Raw genomic sequence first — 18,304 nt, forward strand, 5'->3', positions numbered from 1 at the left:
GAATGAATATCGGTTTGATTGCACACGACGCGAAGAAAAAGCTTATGCAGAATTTTTGTATTGCATACCGGGGAATTCTTTGTAAAAATGAACTTTTTGCAACGGGAACTACAGGAAGACTAATTGAGGAAGTAGCAAATCTGAATGTCCACAAATATCTCGCAGGTCATTTAGGCGGTGCACAGCAGCTTGGTGCACAGATTGAGCATAACGAGATTGACCTTGTGATTTTCCTGCGTGATCCATTATCACAGAAGTCACATGAGCCGGATGTAAACAGTGTAGTTCGTTTATGCGATATACACAATATTCCGCTGGCAACAAATCTTGCTACTGCAGAGCTTTTGATTAAATCATTAGACAGAGGAGACCTTGAGTGGCGTGAAATGTATAAATAAACGTGTACTGGCAGGTCTGCTTGTTGTATGTGTGTTCGTATCTGTAACGGGTTGTGGGAAAGCCAAAAGCGTTGTAGAGAATGGCTATCCGGTATATGGAGAAAGCAGCAGCGTAAATGTGCTATCCGGTGCAGAGGATACGGTCAGCTCTTATTTTGGTGCCAATTTATGTGTTGGCGGAACTGAAAATATCGGGCAGGAATCCGTAGAACATAACAGTGTGGCAGAGGCCGCCGGAGTATTTAACACGGCAACTAATACAATTACATATGCCCAGAATATATATGAGCGGATGTATCCGGCCAGTACAACAAAGATACTGACCGCTTATCTTGCTATCAAATATGGAAATCTCAGTGATGTGGTAACAATCAGTGACAATGCCGTAAATCTGGCATCTGATTCTTCTAAATGCGGATTGCAGGCGGGAGACCAGATGACTTTACAGGATTTACTTTATGGTCTGATGCTGCGAAGCGGAAATGATGCAGCCATTGCAATTGCAGAACATATTTCCGGTTCCGTAGAAGCTTTTGTGGATTTGATGAATCAGGAAGCACAGCAACTTGGTGCAACCGGTTCTCATTTTATGAATCCAAATGGACTGCCGGATGAGAATCATTATACAACCGTTTATGATTTGTATCTGATTTTCCAAAAGGCATTACAGGACGAGACCTTTTACCAGCTGATTTCTACCAGCTCCTATACCACCAATTATACAGCGGCAGATGGCAGTGCTAAGACCCAGGACTGGAGCAGTACCAATCAGTATAAAACCGGTGAATCCAAATTACCGGATGGATTTACACTGGTGGGCGGGAAGACAGGAACCACCGGGGACGCAGGATTCTGTCTTGTGTTACTTACGGATAATGCCGGTGGACAACCGGTGATATCCATTGTATTAAAGGCAGACTGTAAATCCAATCTGTATCTTATGATGAATGAAATACTTGCCGGATGTGGTAACTAGGCATTGTATAAAGCAGCAACATATTATATAATGAATTTATATAGTTCTTCATTGAAGAAAATAATGTCTGGGAGGAAATGCGATGATTGAAATAATTGCAGGAGAAAAGGGTAAAGGAAAGACAAAAGTATTACTGGATAAGGTAAACGAAGCTGTAAAAACAGTCGGTGGCAACATTGTATATCTGGATAAGAGCCAGAAACATATGTATGAGCTGGACAATAAAGTCAGACTTGTCAATGTTGCAGATTTTCCAATATCCAATTGTGATGAGTTTTTAGGTTTTATATGTGGTATCGTTTCATCTGATCATGATTTACATGAGATGTATCTGGATAGTTTTCTTACGATTTCCGGTATGAAGGACGAAGAATTTACTCATGCTATTGAAAAACTTGATGTCATCAGTGAGAAGTATAAAGTTAAATTTATTTTAAGTATTTCTATGGATGCTTCAAAACTTCCAGAATGTGCAAAAGCAAAAGTAGTTGCAGCACTTTAAAAATGCCTGAATTGGCAGTAAAAGCGGTGTCTTAAGTCCTTAAAATGCTTAAGACACCTTTTTTACTAAGCCTGTTCGATAGAGCGGATTCGTCCGTAGGCAGAAAGCAGATAAAGACCGCTGATTCCGACAAGTGCATAGATAATGCGGGAAAGCCAGCTCATATTACCAAACAGAAATGCCACCAGGTCAAATCGGAAGAATCCGATGAGTCCCCAGTTGATGGCTCCAATGATTACAAGTGTTAGTAATGTATAATCTAATCCTTTTGAACTCATAGCCAAAGTCCTCCTTTACTATGTAGTATGGTGCAAAGTGGATGACATTATACATCAGTTTCTATTTATTCTTTATAAAGGCGGAACGATTGTGGCTGAAACAAAAAAGATTGTAAAGTATCGAAAACCATTTCATTTAAATATAGAGATTGTCATTTTTGTCATTATTCTTGTATATATTCTTTTTTATGTATTTTCTTATTTCACCGAAAAACACATTGGAATATATGAAGTGACCCAGGGTACAATTGCCGAGAATAATACTTATACCGGATTGATTGTAAGGTCAGAAAGTGTTTATACTTCCGACTATAGTGGTACCTTTAATTATTACATTGCAGACAATGCCCAGGCTGGCTGGAACAATATTATCTGTTCTGTGGATGAGACAGGCTCTGTCAGTGATCAGTTGGCGGCCGCAGCTGCTTCAGATACCACGGGGCTTGACAGTGATTATTTTAAAAATCTGAAGTCCAATGTATCACAGTTTACCCAGTCCTATGATTCATTGTCTTTTTATCATGTATATGATTTTAAAGAAAATGTAAGCTCTCAGGTCATGGAATCGGTAAATATGAGTGCATTATCCGATTTGACAGCATCCGGGGCAACGGCAAGTGATACCTTCCATATCAGTTATGCCCAGACTCCGGGGCTGATTGCTTATTATACCGATGGCTATGAAAATATCACGACAGATAATTTTACGGCAGATGATATTCAGCCGCTGGATTATAAGAAGACAACCATTAAAAATAACAGTACGATTGCTGCAGGTGACCCGATTTATAAGCAGATTACCAGTGAAAACTGGAATATCATTCTTCCGGTCCAGAAAGCAACCTATGACCGGTTAACAGACAGCAATGTTATTGAAATCAAATTTAAAAAAGACAATACGAGCTGCTGGGTGAATTATGAATTAAAAGCCCAGGGGAATGATTATTATGTGATATTATCTCTGCATAATAACATGGTTCGCTTTGCAGGAGACCGTTTTACTGATGTGGAATTACTGCTGACAGAGCGGAGTGGACTTAAGATTCCAAATTCTTCCATCACAGAAAAGGCGTTCTATACTGTTCCGAAGGAATATTTTACCCGTGGAGGCGATTCTAACTCCTTAGGCTTATATGTAAGGGACAGTAAGACAAATGCTGTTAATTTCGTTGCAACAGCTATTTTCCAGGAATCTGAAACGGATTATTATATTGACGAAGAAGAAATTACTGCAGGCAGTATCATTCAAAAGCCGGATTCCAACGATACTTTTGAGGTGCAGGCGCAGTCCACACTTCAGGGTGTATACAATGTCAACAAGGGATATGCGGTATTCAAGCAGATTGATATTTTGTATCAGAATGAAGAATATACCATTGTAAAGGCTGGAACAGATTTTGGAATCTCCATTTATGATCACATTGCATTAGAGGGCGATGCTGTTTCCGAGGATGATTTGATTAATTAATATTGGTAAAAAAGTAACATTATCATAAAATGATATCATGAGATTAAGAGGTGTATAAAATGCTGAAAGAAAACTTAAAAGAAGTGCAGGAAAATATTTTAAAGGCATGTGAAAAGTCCGGAAGAAATCCGGAAGATGTAACTTTGATTGCTGTCAGCAAGACCAAGCCGGTACCAATGCTGCAGGAAATTTACGATGAAAACATCCGTGACTTTGGGGAAAATAAAGTGCAGGAGCTGGTAGAAAAATATGATGAGCTTCCACAGGATATCAAATGGCATATGATTGGTCATTTACAGAGAAATAAAGTGAAATATATCGTTGATAAGGTCTGCCTGATTCATTCTGTAGATTCTTACCGTCTCGCTGAAGAAATTAATATTCAGGCAAAGAAGAAAAATATCACAGTTCCGATTCTTGTGGAAGTCAATATTGCTGAAGAAAGCAGCAAATTTGGTGTTCATGCAGAGGATGCCATTGCACTGGTAGAACAGATTGCACAGCTTGAAAATGTACGGATAAAAGGACTTATGACCATTGCTCCGTTTGTAGAAAATCCAGAAGATAACCGTCAATATTTTCGAAATATCCGCCAATTATCTGTTGACATAGCCGCAAAAAACATTGATAATGTATCTATGAATGTCCTGTCCATGGGTATGACAGGAGATTATATGGTTGCCATTGAGGAAGGTGCTACAATGGTTCGTGTCGGTACCGGAATTTTTGGTGAAAGAAATTATAATAAATAAGTAGTTAGGAGAATGAACAATGGGTCTTTTTGATAAATTTATGGATGTTATGCGTTTGAACTCAGATGATGACGACGATGATTTCTATGATGACGATTATTATGATGATGAGGAAGAAGAAAAGCCAAAGAAAAAGCTTTTCCATAAGCATGAGGAAGAGGATGACGATTTCGATGAGCCTGTTGTAAAGGAGAAACCAAAAGCAGTCAGCAAGATTACTCCAATGCGCAGCAGCCGGAAGCAGAATGGTAATATGGCAGTCTGTGTGATTAAGCCAACCTCTTTTGAGGATGCAAGAGAGATTACTGAGACTCTTCTTATGAACCGTACCGTTGTATTGAATGTAGAGGGTCTGGATGTTGAGATTGCCCAGAGAATTATTGACTTTACCTCTGGTTCCTGTTATGCAATCAATGGAAATTTGCAGAAGATATCCAATTATATCTTTATTATTACACCGGAATCTGTTGATATTTCAGGTGACTTCCAGGAGATTTTAGACAGCTTCTCCGGTTCGTCCATTCAGACAGATTTTCGTTAATAGTATTACAATCAAAATATATGATGTGATATAGCTATGATGCAGGATGAACAATTAATAAAAAAACGCTTCCTGGACTTGTTCCAGCAGGCACAACGCAAGGGGATTGTCTGTTTCAGCGATTTTCTTACCCTGAATGAACAGAATATCTTAAATAGCTGCGCCGGATCATTGGGAATTACCTATGAATTATCGGGCGGCTGTTTTTATGCAGAGCGTCAGATAGCAGCTTTTCTTCCTGATGCTCTTTATTATGAATGGAGTTATCCGATTAAATGTATTGAAATTGCACCGGCTTATCCGAAATTTGCAGATACAATTTCCCACCGGGATGTATTGGGAGCATTGATGAATCTTGGCATTGCAAGAGAGAAGCTTGGAGACATTCTGATAAAGGATAATAAGGCTTACCTTTTTGTAAAAAGGGAAATTGCCGATTACATAGCCGAGGAACTTCAACAGGTATGTCATACTATAGTACATTGTGTTTTAGAAGAACCATCAGCTATGGCAGTGGGGCCAGAATTAAAAGAATTCGAAAAAATTGTGGCATCGAATCGCTTAGATAGTGTGATAGCTGCCATGAGCGGAAAATCAAGAAGCCAGTCGGTTGTGCTGATACAATCCGGTAAAATTTTTATCAATGGTGCAGAGTGTTTACATAACACATACTTATGTAAACAAAATGATGTGATTTCCATCCGCGGCACCGGAAAATTTATTTTTGATGGGGAAATTGGCACCACAAAGAAAAGTAAGATGAAAATCCGTTTCCGGCAGTATGTTTGATTAATGAAGAAATCCACTTCCGGCAGCATGTTTGATTAATGATGAAAATCCACTTCCAGCAGTATGTTTCATAAAAAGACGAAAGGCGATAGATTTATGAATAAGAAGATCATGTATATAGTTACTATATTGAGTACAGCAGTATTACTTTTTCTCGACCAGATAGTAAAATATTTAGCCGTGCTTCATCTCAAAGGACAGGCTGCGATTCCAATTATTAAGAACGTTTTTGAATTGCAGTATCTTGAAAATCAAGGGGCAGCCTTTGGTATTATGCAGGGAAAGAAAACTCTTTTTGTAATTGGGACATTGATTTTCCTTGTAATAGTGGTAATTCTTTATCATAATATTCCACTGACGAAAAGATTTACACCAATCCGCATTGTTGCTGTACTGATTGTTGCCGGTGCTATTGGAAATATGATTGACCGTGTTGTACACCAGTATGTCATTGACTTCTTTTATTTTAAGCTGATTAATTTCCCGATTTTTAATGTTGCAGATATTTATGTGGTAGTAGCATGTATTCTCTTTATTCTGCTGATGCTGTTTTATTATAAGGAAGAGGAATTAGGTCAGATTTTCCCATTTATGAAAAGCAAAAAAGCGGAAGAGTAGGGGGAATTTCTTTTATGCATAATGAAACTTTTGAAGTTACGGATGAATATGAAGAGGAACGTCTGGATAAGTTTCTGGCTGCTATCTACCCGGAACAGTCCAGAAGTTTCTTTCAGAAATTGATAAAGGATGGTTTGGTATCAGTTAATGATGTGCCGCAATCAAAAGCAAATTATCGGATGCATATAGAAGATATGGTTTCTGTGACCATACCAGATGCGGTAAAGACAACAATTTTACCAGAAGCTATTCCATTAGACATCTTATATGAAGATGATGATGTAATTATCGTTAATAAACCCAAAGATATGGTTGTACATCCATGTCCCGGACATTACAGCGGAACCCTTGTAAATGCAATCATGCACCATTGCAGGGAAAATCTTTCCGGAATCAATGGTGAAATCCGGCCGGGCATCGTTCATCGAATTGATAAGGATACCACCGGTTCACTGATTATCTGCAAAAATGACCAGAGCCATCGTCTGATTGCAGAACAGATTAAAGTGCATTCCGTTAACCGGCTTTATCGCGGCATTGTAAAGGGGATTGTAAAAGAAGATTCCGGCACCATTGAAGGTGCAATCGGCCGTCATCCAAAAGACCGTAAGAAAATGGCAATGAATGAACGAAATGGGAAACCGGCAATTACCCATTACCGTGTTATAGAGCGTCTAAAAGATGCAACTTATATGGAATTCAAACTGGAAACGGGACGTACCCATCAGATTCGTGTTCACATGGCAAGTATTGGTCATCCCTTACTGGGCGATACCGTATATGGCAGTCTGAAGAATCCATATCATCTGCAAGGACAGACCCTTCATGCTTATATCATTGGATTTGTGCATCCGACAACCGGAGAATATGTTGAGTTTAAAGCACCGATTCCGGAATATTTTGAAGAACTTTTAAATAAATTGAGGAAGAATTAGTTCGGGAATCTTCTTCAATTTTTTTGCTTTCTCCGGTATTATTTTCGGTAATATTTAGTGTTTGGCTGTGTTTAATTTTAAAAAATCTTATTTATTTTCAGAAAATACTAGGAATAGTGCACTAAATATGTTATAATTCATCTATCAAGTTATATATTTTGCATAAAGAGGTGATTGCTATGGGAAATAATGTTGTTATAACCATCGGACGTGAATTTGGAAGTGGCGGAAGAGAAATTGGCAAGAAAGTTGCAGATCGTCTCGGCATAAAGTTTTATGATAAAGAGCTTTTACAGGAAGCTGCAAAAGAAAGCGGTTTCTGCCGTGAAATTTTTGAAAATCAGGACGAAAAGCCAACGAACAGTTTCTTATATTCTTTAGTTATGGATACATATTCCATAAATGGCTATTCATCCGCACCGTTTTTAGATATGCCCTTAAATCATAAAGTATTTTTAGCACAGTTTGAAACCATTAAGAAAATTGCTGAAAAAGAATCCTGTGTCATTGTTGGTCGCTGCGCCGACTATGCACTGGCAGAAAATCCAAACTGCATCAATGTATTTATTCATGCTGACAAGGAATTCCGGACAAAACGTGTAGCTGCTGAATTGCAGGTAAATGAATCCAAAGCAAAGGATGCAATCCAGAAAAAGGACAAACAGCGTGCCAGCTACTACAATTACTATACCAGCAAGAAATGGGGCGACTCAAGAAGCTATCATCTGACCTTAGACAGCAGCGCTCTTGGCATTGATAAATGTGTAGAAATGATTTTACAGTATCGTGCATTATATCTTATGAAATAAGAACCAAAAAGCGCATGAACTTTTAAAGTATTTCAAAAGAAACTTTAGAGTTCATGCACTTTTTATTTTTCATTCATATTTTTCCCTCATTTGCTATAAAGCAGAACTGCCAAAGGGGCTATAAAAAGCTCTGAAACAGCCATAAGGGAATGCCTGCATAGGTCAAAGGCATTTATGCGTGCGTCGGTGCTAACCGGCTTAAAATGGCAGTATTTATTCGTAAAACATGAGTTTTGCGAATAAATAACTCACACCCTATATATACCATACTAACGCACAAAGCAGCCTTTACATCAAGTCTTTTGAATCTAATATAATTGTAAATGGACCGTCATTCAGCAAAGTTATCTTCATATCGGCTCCAAAGGAACCAGTTTGTACGTCCTGAACTTCGTCACGACATTTTTCAATGATATATTCATATAATTCATTGGCTTTTTCTGGATTACCTGCATTTACAAAGGACGGTCGATTTCCCTTACGACAATCTGCATATAATGTAAATTGTGAAACTAACAAGAGGGATCCATTTACATCCTTTAGACTTAAATTTGTCTTGCCATTCTCATCTGCAAAAATCCTTAATCCCAATAGCTTTTTAACTAATTTATCTGCAATTTCTTCATTATCATCCTCAGCAATTCCGATTAATACCAGGTAGCCATTCTGAATGGAACCAATAATTTTCTGTTCAACTTCAACTTTGGCATGTGTAACACGCTGTATTACGAATTTCATTCTTCTAAAATTCCTTTCATTACATATTCTTATCCTATTATATATGTAAAGACATGGATTTTCCAGTAGTTTTCATGTATAATGTATTCGTAAAACACAAAACTTGGAGGCTATTCATGAAACTTCAAAAATTATATAGTTATACTAGAAAGGCAATTGATGATTTTCAGATGATTAAAGAAAATGATTCTATTGCGGTTGGTATTTCCGGAGGAAAAGACAGTCTTACGCTGCTATATGCCCTGGCTGGTCTACGCAGATTTTATCCGGTGCACTACTCTCTTACTGCCATAACAGTTGATTTGGGATATCCGGATTTTGATTTAACAGAAATCAAAGCATTGTGTCAGAAACTGGATGTGCCATATCATATTATTCCAACACAGATTGGGGCAATTATAAAAGAGCAGAACAAAAAGAATAGCCCCTGCTCTCTTTGTGCAAAGCTTCGTAAAGGAGCATTGAATCAGGCGGTCATTGAGCTTGGCTGCAACAAAGTTGCTTATGCGCATCATAAGGATGATATCATAGAAACGATGCTGCTTTCTCTTATGTTTGAAGGAAGATTTTATGCATTTCCACCGGTTACACATCTCGACCGTAGTAATCTTGATGTTATCCGGCCGTTGATGTATGTTCCGGAAGTCGATGTAATTGGTTTTTAAAATCATTACAATCTTCCTATAGTCAAAAATTCATGTGCATTTGACGGAAAAACGCAGCGCCAATATGCCAAGGATTTATTACAGCAGCTTAATAAGGAGCATCCTGGTGTAAAGAAGTGTTTATTTACAGCAATTATAAATGGGAATATTCCCGATTGGAGGGCAATCAGCTAATGAATGAAAAAGCATATTATGAATCGGTAAATACAAAAAATGAATTAAAGTTACGTGAACTTCAGAAGGAGCTGCCCCCCTTCTGCCGAGAGTTTTTTATAGGAATGAAGGCGTCTGTTTCGTCCCGGACCCTATTGGCTTATGCATATGATTTAGGTATATTTTTTGATTTTATACATCAAAATAATCCCATTTGTGCGAAAAAGCCGGTAAATGAATTCACCATCGATTTGTTAGACCAGATTTCGCCTATGGATATTGAGGAATATCTTGATTATTTAAGGGTTTATGAAAAAGATGGTGTTGCGCATACCAATGATGAAAGAGGCATTTCACGTAAACTGGCAAGCTTACGAAGCTTTTATAATTACTATTTCTGTAAAGAAATGATAACAAAAAATCCTGCACAGCTTGTCCGGATGCCAAAAAAACATGAAAAAACCATAACGAGACTTGATGTAGATGAAGTTGCTATGCTGTTAGATGAAGTTGAATCTGGTGAAAAATTAACCGAACGCCAGCAAAAGTTTCATGAACAGACCAAATGTCGTGACCTTGCAATTATGACATTGCTTTTAGGAACAGGAATCCGTGTTTCTGAATGTGTGGGACTTGATATCACAGATGTAGACTTTCGTAACAACGGAATCAAAGTACATCGAAAAGGTGGTGCAGAAGTCGTTGTATACTTCGGTGATGAGGTTCGCACTGCTCTTTTGAATTATCTGGAAGAAAGAAATACCATTGAAGCTGTGGAAGGAAGCAACAATGCCCTCTTCCTTTCCCTGCAGAAGAAACGAATCGGTGTCCGGGCAGTAGAAAATCTGGTAAAAAAATACTCGAAATTAATTACCACGATGAAGAATATTACACCGCATAAACTGAGAAGTACCTATGGAACGTCACTATATCGCGAAACAGGCGATATTTACCTGGTGGCTGATGTCTTAGGCCATAAAGATGTAAATACCACGAAAAAGCATTATGCGGCCTTAGAGGATGAACGTCGAAGAACTGCTCCAAAATATATTCATTTGCGGGATGAATAAAAATAAGCATTCTTATCATTATATTATAATTAATATTTTATAAGAAAAACAGTTTCCCTTCCGGTATTATAAAAGTAGAAATATATTTATAATCACCAGAAGGGAAACTGTTTTAATATAAGATAATAAAAGGAATCTTATAAAATACTTGATATCTTATCCTGAATCCGCTGTTTTACTAATTCGGCAATTTCTTTGGATTTCATATCTTTATACTCTTCGTAATAAATCGGCTCCAAATAATGAACCTGTGTAGTAATCGGCCACAGATAAAAACTGTTAAAGACTTTGTAGGAATCAATCAGCGCAATTGGTACAATTGGTACATGTGCTTTTATTGCAGATTTAAAACTACCCGCTTTAAAATCACAGACACGATTACGGTTATTGAATTCGTAACCACCTTCTGGAAAAAGAATGTATTTCTTTCCGTTCTTTACATCTTCTGAAACTTCGGTAATAATTTTCAAAGCCTGACGGACATTATCTTTTATTAAACGCTTACCCTGAAGTAAGTCAACAAATTCACTTACCAGAATGGTATGGGATTTTGCTTCGTCCATAACAAGGGAACACGGTTCCTTATGAGTGCTTATGATACCAAGAGCATCATATTTACCCTGATGATTCGGATACATAACATATCCACCTTCTTTTGGAAGATTTTCTTCGCCATAGGCTACAGTCTTGATTTTACCGGAACGCTTCATTAAATAAATGACATGACGAACCAGTTTATATCGTTCTTCTTCCGAATATTTTTCCGGATGATCTGCCCACTTTCTCATTTTCGGTATAATATATGGGGCTCGAAAAAGATTCATTAGAATAACATATATAAAACGTAACATTTTCTAACTCCTTGATATTTTAATCTTGTACTATGTATAAAATAATACATAACTATTATACCACATTCCGAAAATTCGACAACTATTCTTTCTTTTCTGATAAATTTTTATTTTAAATTTCTTAGCATATTATGCTGCAATCACTTTAAGGACTGCTTCTGCCAGCTTCTGATGTCCCTCTTCATTTAAATGTTCTCTATCAGCACTGCTTGGTGCTGCAATATCAGATGCAGCAAGAAAATCGCAGTTGTATTTTAGGGCAATTCTTTGATAAACGGATTTTAATTTTTTAGATACTTCAACAGATTTTTGATTAAATTCAGGATCAAACTCCGGCTCCCAAACTCCTTCTCCCAATTGGATTGGAGAAATTAACAAAATACGGGTATCTGAATCAATTTTCCGGATCTGTTTTAATAATTGTTCTATTCCAAGTCCGATTACTTCTGCTGATGCATTATATAAGCTTTTGCAGTCATTCGTTCCTAACATAAGAACAACCCGGTCAATTGGAGCGTGGCTTTCTAACAGTGTCGGAAGTAAGGCAGCCCCCTTCCGTCCCTCTCTTAGCTCATCTTCAAAGACGGTGGTTCTACCGCATAAACCTTCTTCTATAATACGATAACCTTTTTCATATAAATGTTGTTCTAAAAGACCTGTCCATCTGGTATCACGTCCATATCTCTCTTTTGTGCCTGGAATTAAACCGTAAGTATTTGAATCGCCAAAGCATAATATTTCTTTCATAGTAAACCTCCATTTGTCTAAAACAATGTAATTTGATATATGTAGTTGAAAATAATACTTTTTCTAATTTCCTACTATATTAATATGGTTACTATGAAAAGTCAATATAAAATTAAAAATAATATTTAAAATAGCATTAAAACAAAATCTCTTCTTGCATATCTTATTTATCCAGAAAGGTATCTAATTTATCTAAAAGCGGTCTGTGTTCTGTCATATCTGAAATCCTATTTAAATTCACTGGAAGAATAAGAAACAGTAAGGTACTCTCCCGCATGGATGGTATCACTGGTCAACTGGTTCATCTCTTTTACTTCTTCGATATAGGATGCATAATCGGCGTCATCACCGGCATATTGCTGGGCAATAGTCCAGAGAGTATCCCCTTTCTGTACTTCAATGCTGGTATAATATTTATAGGTATTTACCTCATTGGAAGCTTTGCTCTGTGAAGAAGCAAGCAGGTTGCTTCCTAAAATAACACCAAGGATGGTTAAAAGCACTGCCAGAAAAGAAATAATAAGATATCTTTGAATCTGGCACACATATGCTCTGTTTCTTCTTCCGTTTGCACGAATTGCCATCGTACGATTCGATGTATACTGAGTTCTATCCATATCTCTGCGTCTGTTGTCTATTTTATTTCCCCTTCCGTAGTATTTTTTATATTCGTTGTATCCATATACTCTATTATCACGATTCATTGTTCTATCTCCTTTCGAACATCTGTTGCGAACATTTGTTTATATATGCATTATATATAGGGAACATTCGTTTGTCAAGAAGAAAAGCGAACAAATTTTCGGAATATGTGTTTGCTTTTTCTGTGAACATATGTTAGACTTAGAATATAAAAAGGAGGTAATGAGATGGCATACGGAAAAATCAGTTCAAAACAAAAGGAAATTCTTGAATATATTAAACAGGAAATTTTAAATAAAGGATACCCACCTGCTGTTCGTGAAATTTGTGAAGCAGTTAATCTGAAATCAACTTCTTCGGTTCATTCTCATCTGGAAACTCTTGAGAAGAATGGATATATCAGACGTGACCCTACGAAGCCAAGAGCAATTGAGATCATTGATGACAGCTTTAATTTAACCAGACGTGAGGTTGTTAATGTTCCTATGGTAGGAAGTGTTGCTGCAGGACAGCCGATTCTTGCAGTAGAAAATATTACCAGCTATTTTCCTATTCCGGCAGAGTTTATGCCAAATGCAGAAAGCTTTATGCTTCGAGTTAAGGGAGAAAGTATGATTAATGCAGGTATTTTCGACGGGGATAATGTTCTTGTAAAGCGTCAGTCTACTGCATCTAATGGTGATATTGTGGTTGCTCTTGTAGATGATTCTGCAACGGTTAAGACCTTTTATAAGGAGGATGGTTATTATCGCCTGCAGCCAGAAAATGATTCCATGGATCCAATTATTGTGAAAGAATGTTCTATTCTCGGAAAGGTATTCGGCGTATTCCGTTTCCTGGCTTAGTAATAATTTCAGGCTTATTAAGTAAGTATATTTTAGAAAGAAGGCGCTACCATACAGACTGTGTTTGTACGATAGTGCCTTCCTGATATGAACATCTTATTATATAACTTTTTATATATCCCTTTTCATAATATACTTCTTAACTATATATTTCTTAAAGTTCTTCCGGGTCAATATCTTTTCCATCTCTCCAGATGCGCTCTAAATCGTAGAAGAGACGATCTTCTTTTGAGAAGATATGAACGATAATATCACTGTAGTCCATCAGAATCCAGCTGGAACGCTGATTTCCTTCAATCTGTTTTGCATGATAACCGGCTTTATATAACTGTTCATCTACGCTGTCCTGCATAGCCTGTAACTGGTTGGCATTGCTTCCACTGGCGATAATAAAATAATCTGCGATAACAGATATTTCACTGATATCAATAATACGGATATCTTCTGCCTTCTTTTCCGATAAAGCCTGATATGCAAGTTTCGCCATTTCTTTCGACTGTTTATTCATGAGAACCTCCTGTATAGTAATGATATGTTTCAAGTGTCATTGGATCGATATTTTTATCATTTTTACTGCCATTGAGATAATGAATGGTATCACATAAAATCATTTTCAGTGCTTCATCTAAATCTTCAAAGGCTGTTTTTCTGATTTCTTTTAGGTTTGCTGCTTTATCCCGTTTTGGTTCGATATAATCAGCAATAAATACGATTTTATCCAGTGTATTCATTGCCGGTGCCCCGGTGGTATGAACAGAAATTGCATGAAGAATCTCTTCGTCCTCTACTTCATATAATACTCTGGCAAGAAATGCACCGACTTTAGCATGAAGTAAAAAAGGATTATCCTTTTCCACCTGCGTGACAGGAATGTTATTCTTCGCACAGATTTTTAATTTCTTTTCGTTTGGAATACATTTGGCACAATCGTGAAGCAGACCTGCAAGCTGAGCCTTTTCCATATCATAACCATTTGCCATGGCAAGACAGGCTGAAGTATACATGACCCCTAAAGTATGCTCGTAACGGTCTTTATCCAATTCCTTTTTTAATGTTTTTTTTATCTGATTTAATCTTTCGTTCATTGGTGTCTGACCTTCATCCTCCTGATATAAACACTGATGGGCAATATATTCTTCCACTTCCGGTGTGACAAGATAACGTATCGGTTCCCCTTTTGCTACCCGCTCCCGGATATTATGAGAAGAAACGGAAACATTTGGTGTGATAATCGGCCTTATATCTGCCTCATAGAGCCGCTTTAACTCTGCAGCCTTATTCTTTATCCGGTTCATATCCAAATCGTCTCTGATGGCAACTAAAAGCGTTGCAAGACGGCAAATTTCTGCCGGCTCCATCCATTTATCCAGATAATCAAGGGAATCTGCTCCCATAATGAAATAGAGTTCCCAGTCCGGATAGGTCCGATGAAGCTCCTGCAGCGTCAGATACGTATAACTGGTGCGGGCTGCATTAATCTCCATGGCCGAAAAATAAAAATCCGGATTATTTTTAATCGACAGGCGAATCATTTCCAGCCGGTGGGCAGACTGTTCAATCTCTTTATCATCCTTATGAGGCGAATGTCCCGTTGGAATAAAAAGAATCTGGTCTAAATGATATTGTGTTACCGCATTCTGTGCAATAATCAGATGCCCGATATGAATCGGATCAAAGGTTCCGCCAATAATTCCAATACGCACTTTCTTCAATCTTCTACCACCCTTCCAAGGTATAAAAGCTTTCGTTTATAACAATTCAATCTTTGGATGTTTCTTTGATTTACGGTAAAGAACGATTTTTTTACCAGTTACCGCAACCACCTGTGCATGCGTACGCTCTGCAATCATTTCGCCTAATTCGCGAGGATCATCTGCACAGTTTTTTAATACAGAAATCTTGATTAATTCACGTTTTTCAATGGCATCATCTACTGCTGAAATAATTTCCGGTGTAAGAGATGCCTTTCCAATCTGGAAAATTGGATTTATCGTACTTGCCATTCCTCTTAAATGGGAACGCTGCTTACTCGTTAATTCCATAATGATTTACTCCTTATAATAATCGAATTCAAGTCCATACATACGGACTGTATCACCTTCCTGAATACCCTTTGCCTCTAATTCCTTTAAGATACCCTGTTCTTTTAAGAATTTCTGGAAGAAAAGGAAACCTTTCTCCGAATCAATATTGGTGTAACCCAGCATTTTATCAATCTTAGGTCCTTCCACCACATAAGCACCATCTTCCGGATCAATCTCAATGGTATAAGGTTCACCCTCTAATGCTCTCGAATCCGGGAAGAATTCCTGCTCATAGATAACCGGTGTATCGTCCATTTCATCTAAAAGACTCTTCACATAAAACATTAACTCACGTACACCCTGACGGCTGACCGCAGAAATTGGAAATACTTTAATGCCGGATGGTTCAAAGGTTTCTTTTAATTTCTCAATTATTTCATTATTGCCTTCATAAATAGCATCAATTTTATTGGCTGCAATAACCTGAGGTTTCTTTAACAATTCAGGGTTAAAGGATTCCAGCTCCTGATTGATGGCATGAATATCTGCAATCGGATCTCTGCCTTCTGTTCCGGCAGCATCCACGACATGAATGATAACCTTGGTTCGCTCTATATGCTTTAAGAATTCATGTCCAAGACCGATTCCTTCGGATGCCCCTTCAATCAGCCCCGGAATATCAGCCATGACAAATCCGGCACCTTCGCCTAAATCAACGACACCAAGAATCGGATTTAAAGTTGTAAAATGATAATTTGCAATCTTTGGTGTTGCATTGGTGGAACAGGATAATAAAGTTGATTTTCCCACATTTGGGAAGCCGACTAAACCAACATCAGCAATTACTTTAAGTTCCAGTCGAACTTCAAGTTCCAATGCTTCCTGCCCCGGCTGTGCATATTTCGGTGCCTGCATGGAAGAGGTTGCAAAATGCTGATTGCCAAGTCCACCCTTTCCACCGGTTAAAATAATCTGTCTTTTATTCTCACCGGACATATCTGCAATTACCTTATCGGTAGCTGCATCACGGATAATGGTTCCGGCAGGAACATGGATGACAAGGTCTTCACCCTTTTTTCCGTGGCAGTTTCGTTTTTTTCCTTCTTCTCCGTTTTCTGCAGTCCATTTGTGTTTATGACGGAAATCATTTAATGTATTCATGCTGTCATCTACTTCAAAGATGATATCGCCACCTTTTCCACCATCGCCACCGTCCGGGCCGCCATCCGGAACATATTTTTCACGGCGGAAGCTCACATGACCGTTGCCGCCTTTTCCTGATTTTATAATAATTTTTGCACTATCGGCAAACATAATTTTCTACCTCATTATTGATTGTGATTAAATATCAGTTACTGTAATCAAATGATAACTTTAATTGTTTCTAAATTACTTCAAGTTAAAATATAGTTTCCTATAAGTGAAAATAGACCCGGCGCTTTCGTGTCGGGTCTATCATGCATCTTATTCGTTTGTTGCTACTGGATAAACAGAAGCCTGTTTCTTATCTCTGCCTTTTCTTTCAAATCTAAGAACACCGTCTGTTAATGCGAATAAAGTATCATCTCCGCCGATACCAACGTTAACGCCTGGATGAATCTTTGTTCCACGCTGTCTGTATAAAATGTTACCAGCCTTAACGAACTGTCCGTCTGCTCTTTTTGCACCTAATCTCTTGGATTCAGAATCTCTACCGTTCTTAGTAGAACCAACTCCCTTTTTATGAGCAAAAAACTGAAGGTTCATATTCAACATGTTCTACACCTCCTTGAAGTTTAAAATGATGTAATCATTTCCATAATTGTTTTGTATTCCCTGTAAGCCTAAAACCATTGTGTCCAAAAGTAACTTTGCATCATGTCCTGCCGGCTGCTCAAAAGATACGGAAATCAATCCGGTCTCTTCGTCCTGATTGGTCTTGAACTGTTCTTTTGTGAACATTCCAAGGGCATTGATTGTATTAATCACAAGAACCGAAATTCCTGCACATACAATATCCTCTCCGGCATCTGCATATTCAGCATGTCCGACACAGGAAAAAGCAAGATACTCTTGTTTCTGGTTTCGAAAAATCGTTATCTTTGTCATAACAATTTCCTATCGATTACGCATTAATTTTTTCGATTTTCACCTGTGTGAACGCCTGTCTATGACCGTTCTTCTTGTGATAGCCGGTTTTTCTCTTATACTTGTAAACGATAACTTTCTTAGCTCTGCCTTCTTTTACTACAGAAGCTTCTACAGTTGCGTTAGCTGCGTCTGCACCAACTTTTAATCCGTTGTCAGATACTGCTAAAACCTGATCGAAAGTTACTTTCTCACCAGCCTCAACACCAAGCTTTTCAATGGTAATGATATCGCCTTCAGATACTTTGTACTGTTTACCACCTGTTGCTATAATTGCGTACATATGGCACCTCCTATTATCATTACTCGCCAGTTGTGGTGCTATCCTTACGATAGACTTATACCTCACTGTGCGGCATACTGTTATATCATAGCA

The 18,304-nt window shown here is 37.9% G+C and carries 24 protein-coding genes and 2 pseudogenes; 13 read left to right on the forward strand and 13 right to left on the reverse strand.

The genetic code is table 11. The features are described from left to right. Positions 1-2: 2 nt before the first annotated feature. The 3 genes from OCV43_RS05935 to OCV43_RS05945 all read left to right on the forward strand — a co-directional run bounded on the left by OCV43_RS05935 (position 3) and on the right by OCV43_RS05945 (position 1,876). The gene (locus tag OCV43_RS05935) at positions 3-398 is read left to right on the forward strand and encodes a methylglyoxal synthase (protein WP_022243814.1); all 396 of its coding nucleotides are present in this window, start codon (positions 3-5) and stop codon (positions 396-398) included. Next, on the forward strand, positions 382-1,374 hold the full coding sequence (locus OCV43_RS05940) for a D-alanyl-D-alanine carboxypeptidase family protein (RefSeq protein ID WP_022243815.1): 993 nt from the start codon (positions 382-384) through the stop codon (positions 1,372-1,374). Before OCV43_RS05935 ends, OCV43_RS05940 begins: the two co-directional genes overlap by 17 nt. Positions 1,375-1,456: 82 nt before the next feature. Next, entirely contained in the window at positions 1,457-1,876 is a 420-nt protein-coding gene (locus OCV43_RS05945; protein ID WP_227700091.1) for a twitching motility protein PilT, read from the forward strand. 65 nt (positions 1,877-1,941) lie between these two features. Here the strand turns inward: OCV43_RS05945 and OCV43_RS05950 are convergent, their stop codons facing one another. Beyond that, positions 1,942-2,154, reverse strand: coding sequence for a DUF378 domain-containing protein (locus tag OCV43_RS05950; RefSeq protein WP_022243817.1), 213 nt, complete (start codon positions 2,152-2,154; stop codon positions 1,942-1,944). Positions 2,155-2,245: 91 nt separating this feature from the next. Here OCV43_RS05950 and OCV43_RS05955 point away from each other — a divergent pair, with 91 nt between their 5' ends. From OCV43_RS05955 to OCV43_RS05985, 7 genes are all read left to right on the forward strand, one after another. Next, positions 2,246-3,622, forward strand: a complete 1,377-nt coding sequence (locus OCV43_RS05955; RefSeq protein WP_022243818.1) for a biotin/lipoyl attachment domain-containing protein — start codon at positions 2,246-2,248, stop codon at positions 3,620-3,622. A 59-nt stretch (positions 3,623-3,681) separates the two neighbouring features. Beyond that, positions 3,682-4,374, forward strand: a complete 693-nt coding sequence (locus OCV43_RS05960; protein ID WP_227700089.1) for a YggS family pyridoxal phosphate-dependent enzyme — start codon at positions 3,682-3,684, stop codon at positions 4,372-4,374. Between the two features lie 19 nt (positions 4,375-4,393). After that, the gene (locus tag OCV43_RS05965; protein WP_117699220.1) at positions 4,394-4,915 is read left to right on the forward strand and encodes a cell division protein SepF; all 522 of its coding nucleotides are present in this window, start codon (positions 4,394-4,396) and stop codon (positions 4,913-4,915) included. 36 nt (positions 4,916-4,951) lie between these two features. Beyond that, the gene (locus OCV43_RS05970) at positions 4,952-5,704 is read left to right on the forward strand and encodes a YlmH family RNA-binding protein (RefSeq protein WP_262623634.1); all 753 of its coding nucleotides are present in this window, start codon (positions 4,952-4,954) and stop codon (positions 5,702-5,704) included. Positions 5,705-5,800: 96 nt separating this feature from the next. Next, positions 5,801-6,322 carry a signal peptidase II gene (lspA, locus tag OCV43_RS05975; protein WP_227700088.1) on the forward strand — a complete coding sequence of 174 codons (522 nt, stop codon included), beginning with the start codon at positions 5,801-5,803 and terminating at the stop codon, positions 6,320-6,322. Between the two features lie 14 nt (positions 6,323-6,336). Continuing rightward, a complete protein-coding gene (locus OCV43_RS05980; protein ID WP_227700087.1) occupies positions 6,337-7,257 on the forward strand; it encodes an RluA family pseudouridine synthase in 921 nt (306 codons plus the stop codon). 179 nt (positions 7,258-7,436) lie between these two features. Continuing rightward, positions 7,437-8,066 carry a cytidylate kinase-like family protein gene (locus tag OCV43_RS05985; protein ID WP_022243824.1) on the forward strand — a complete coding sequence of 210 codons (630 nt, stop codon included), beginning with the start codon at positions 7,437-7,439 and terminating at the stop codon, positions 8,064-8,066. Between the two features lie 288 nt (positions 8,067-8,354). Here the strand turns inward: OCV43_RS05985 and dtd are convergent, their stop codons facing one another. Then, on the reverse strand, positions 8,355-8,804 hold the full coding sequence (gene dtd / locus OCV43_RS05990) for a D-aminoacyl-tRNA deacylase (protein WP_022243825.1): 450 nt from the start codon (positions 8,802-8,804) through the stop codon (positions 8,355-8,357). Positions 8,805-8,920: 116 nt separating this feature from the next. Between dtd and OCV43_RS05995 the strand changes: the two are divergent. Together OCV43_RS05995 and OCV43_RS06000 are read left to right on the forward strand one after the other, a co-directional pair. Further along, a pseudogene (locus OCV43_RS05995) lies at positions 8,921-9,643 on the forward strand (tRNA lysidine(34) synthetase). Then, complete coding sequence (locus tag OCV43_RS06000) at positions 9,643-10,692, forward strand: tyrosine-type recombinase/integrase (protein WP_262623635.1); 1,050 nt, start codon at positions 9,643-9,645, stop codon at positions 10,690-10,692. The pseudogene OCV43_RS05995 and the gene OCV43_RS06000 overlap by 1 nt, the downstream one beginning before the upstream one ends. 137 nt (positions 10,693-10,829) lie before the next feature. On the opposite strand, the gene OCV43_RS06005 is transcribed toward OCV43_RS06000, so the two are convergent. The 3 genes from OCV43_RS06005 to OCV43_RS06015 all read right to left on the reverse strand — a co-directional run bounded on the left by OCV43_RS06005 (position 10,830) and on the right by OCV43_RS06015 (position 12,994). Then, positions 10,830-11,543 (reverse strand): lysophospholipid acyltransferase family protein, encoded by a 714-nt coding sequence (locus OCV43_RS06005; protein WP_022243828.1) that lies wholly within the window; start codon positions 11,541-11,543, stop codon positions 10,830-10,832. A 129-nt stretch (positions 11,544-11,672) separates the two neighbouring features. After that, positions 11,673-12,290: an SGNH/GDSL hydrolase family protein gene (locus OCV43_RS06010; protein ID WP_022243829.1), complete on the reverse strand. Its 618-nt coding sequence runs from the start codon at positions 12,288-12,290 to the stop codon at positions 11,673-11,675. 227 nt (positions 12,291-12,517) lie between these two features. Beyond that, entirely contained in the window at positions 12,518-12,994 is a 477-nt protein-coding gene (locus tag OCV43_RS06015) for a LysM peptidoglycan-binding domain-containing protein (RefSeq protein WP_262623636.1), read from the reverse strand. 165 nt (positions 12,995-13,159) lie between these two features. Between OCV43_RS06015 and lexA the strand changes: the two genes are divergently transcribed. Then, positions 13,160-13,777: a transcriptional repressor LexA gene (lexA, locus tag OCV43_RS06020; RefSeq protein ID WP_022243831.1), complete on the forward strand. Its 618-nt coding sequence runs from the start codon at positions 13,160-13,162 to the stop codon at positions 13,775-13,777. 154 nt (positions 13,778-13,931) lie between these two features. On the opposite strand, the gene rsfS is transcribed toward lexA, so the two are convergent. The 8 genes and pseudogenes from rsfS to rplU all read right to left on the reverse strand — a co-directional run bounded on the left by rsfS (position 13,932) and on the right by rplU (position 18,211). Further along, the gene (gene rsfS / locus OCV43_RS06025; protein WP_022243832.1) at positions 13,932-14,285 is read right to left on the reverse strand and encodes a ribosome silencing factor; all 354 of its coding nucleotides are present in this window, start codon (positions 14,283-14,285) and stop codon (positions 13,932-13,934) included. After that, on the reverse strand, positions 14,278-14,862 hold the full coding sequence (gene yqeK, locus OCV43_RS13995; protein WP_227709568.1) for a bis(5'-nucleosyl)-tetraphosphatase (symmetrical) YqeK: 585 nt from the start codon (positions 14,860-14,862) through the stop codon (positions 14,278-14,280). The genes rsfS and yqeK overlap by 8 nt, the downstream gene beginning before the upstream one ends. Positions 14,863-14,892: 30 nt before the next feature. Then, positions 14,893-15,480 (reverse strand): annotated as a pseudogene (gene nadD, locus OCV43_RS14000) (nicotinate-nucleotide adenylyltransferase); the annotation flags it as partial. A gap of 45 nt (positions 15,481-15,525) precedes the next feature. Then, a complete protein-coding gene (gene yhbY, locus OCV43_RS06040) occupies positions 15,526-15,819 on the reverse strand; it encodes a ribosome assembly RNA-binding protein YhbY (RefSeq protein ID WP_022243834.1) in 294 nt (97 codons plus the stop codon). Between the two features lie 6 nt (positions 15,820-15,825). Beyond that, positions 15,826-17,115: a GTPase ObgE gene (gene obgE / locus OCV43_RS06045; protein ID WP_262623637.1), complete on the reverse strand. Its 1,290-nt coding sequence runs from the start codon at positions 17,113-17,115 to the stop codon at positions 15,826-15,828. 150 nt (positions 17,116-17,265) lie between these two features. Further along, positions 17,266-17,556 (reverse strand): 50S ribosomal protein L27, encoded by a 291-nt coding sequence (gene rpmA / locus OCV43_RS06050; protein ID WP_022243836.1) that lies wholly within the window; start codon positions 17,554-17,556, stop codon positions 17,266-17,268. Between the two features lie 3 nt (positions 17,557-17,559). Next, positions 17,560-17,889: a ribosomal-processing cysteine protease Prp gene (locus tag OCV43_RS06055; RefSeq protein WP_022243837.1), complete on the reverse strand. Its 330-nt coding sequence runs from the start codon at positions 17,887-17,889 to the stop codon at positions 17,560-17,562. Positions 17,890-17,905: 16 nt separating this feature from the next. Continuing rightward, on the reverse strand, positions 17,906-18,211 hold the full coding sequence (rplU, locus tag OCV43_RS06060) for a 50S ribosomal protein L21 (protein ID WP_022243838.1): 306 nt from the start codon (positions 18,209-18,211) through the stop codon (positions 17,906-17,908). Between the last annotated feature and the right edge of the window lie 93 nt (positions 18,212-18,304).

Origin of the sequence: Roseburia amylophila (assembly GCF_025567465.1) — a bacterium.
GTDB lineage: Bacteria > Bacillota > Clostridia > Lachnospirales > Lachnospiraceae > Roseburia_C > Roseburia_C amylophila.

Bases quoted from the DNA above. Each gene is read 5' to 3' on its own strand.
- OCV43_RS05935 (WP_022243814.1), top strand. From the start codon at position 3: ATGAATATCGGTTTGATTGCACACGACGCGAAGAAAAAGCTTATGCAG.
- lexA (WP_022243831.1), top strand. From the start codon at position 13,160: ATGGCATACGGAAAAATCAGTTCAAAACAAAAGGAAATTCTTGAATAT.
- OCV43_RS05950 (WP_022243817.1), bottom strand. From the start codon at position 2,154: ATGAGTTCAAAAGGATTAGATTATACATTACTAACACTTGTAATCATT.
- lspA (WP_227700088.1), top strand. From the start codon at position 5,801: ATGAATAAGAAGATCATGTATATAGTTACTATATTGAGTACAGCAGTA.
- OCV43_RS05970 (WP_262623634.1), top strand. From the start codon at position 4,952: ATGATGCAGGATGAACAATTAATAAAAAAACGCTTCCTGGACTTGTTC.
- OCV43_RS05960 (WP_227700089.1), top strand. From the start codon at position 3,682: ATGCTGAAAGAAAACTTAAAAGAAGTGCAGGAAAATATTTTAAAGGCA.
- dtd (WP_022243825.1), bottom strand. From the start codon at position 8,804: ATGAAATTCGTAATACAGCGTGTTACACATGCCAAAGTTGAAGTTGAA.
- OCV43_RS05945 (WP_227700091.1), top strand. From the start codon at position 1,457: ATGATTGAAATAATTGCAGGAGAAAAGGGTAAAGGAAAGACAAAAGTA.
- rsfS (WP_022243832.1), bottom strand. From the start codon at position 14,285: ATGAATAAACAGTCGAAAGAAATGGCGAAACTTGCATATCAGGCTTTA.
- OCV43_RS05980 (WP_227700087.1), top strand. From the start codon at position 6,337: ATGCATAATGAAACTTTTGAAGTTACGGATGAATATGAAGAGGAACGT.
- obgE (WP_262623637.1), bottom strand. From the start codon at position 17,115: ATGTTTGCCGATAGTGCAAAAATTATTATAAAATCAGGAAAAGGCGGC.
- OCV43_RS06055 (WP_022243837.1), bottom strand. From the start codon at position 17,889: ATGACAAAGATAACGATTTTTCGAAACCAGAAACAAGAGTATCTTGCT.
- OCV43_RS06010 (WP_022243829.1), bottom strand. From the start codon at position 12,290: ATGAAAGAAATATTATGCTTTGGCGATTCAAATACTTACGGTTTAATT.
- OCV43_RS06005 (WP_022243828.1), bottom strand. From the start codon at position 11,543: ATGTTACGTTTTATATATGTTATTCTAATGAATCTTTTTCGAGCCCCA.
- rplU (WP_022243838.1), bottom strand. From the start codon at position 18,211: ATGTACGCAATTATAGCAACAGGTGGTAAACAGTACAAAGTATCTGAA.
- OCV43_RS05985 (WP_022243824.1), top strand. From the start codon at position 7,437: ATGGGAAATAATGTTGTTATAACCATCGGACGTGAATTTGGAAGTGGC.
- OCV43_RS06015 (WP_262623636.1), bottom strand. From the start codon at position 12,994: ATGAATCGTGATAATAGAGTATATGGATACAACGAATATAAAAAATAC.
- yhbY (WP_022243834.1), bottom strand. From the start codon at position 15,819: ATGGAATTAACGAGTAAGCAGCGTTCCCATTTAAGAGGAATGGCAAGT.
- OCV43_RS05965 (WP_117699220.1), top strand. From the start codon at position 4,394: ATGGGTCTTTTTGATAAATTTATGGATGTTATGCGTTTGAACTCAGAT.
- OCV43_RS06000 (WP_262623635.1), top strand. From the start codon at position 9,643: ATGAATGAAAAAGCATATTATGAATCGGTAAATACAAAAAATGAATTA.
- yqeK (WP_227709568.1), bottom strand. From the start codon at position 14,862: ATGAACGAAAGATTAAATCAGATAAAAAAAACATTAAAAAAGGAATTG.
- rpmA (WP_022243836.1), bottom strand. From the start codon at position 17,556: ATGTTGAATATGAACCTTCAGTTTTTTGCTCATAAAAAGGGAGTTGGT.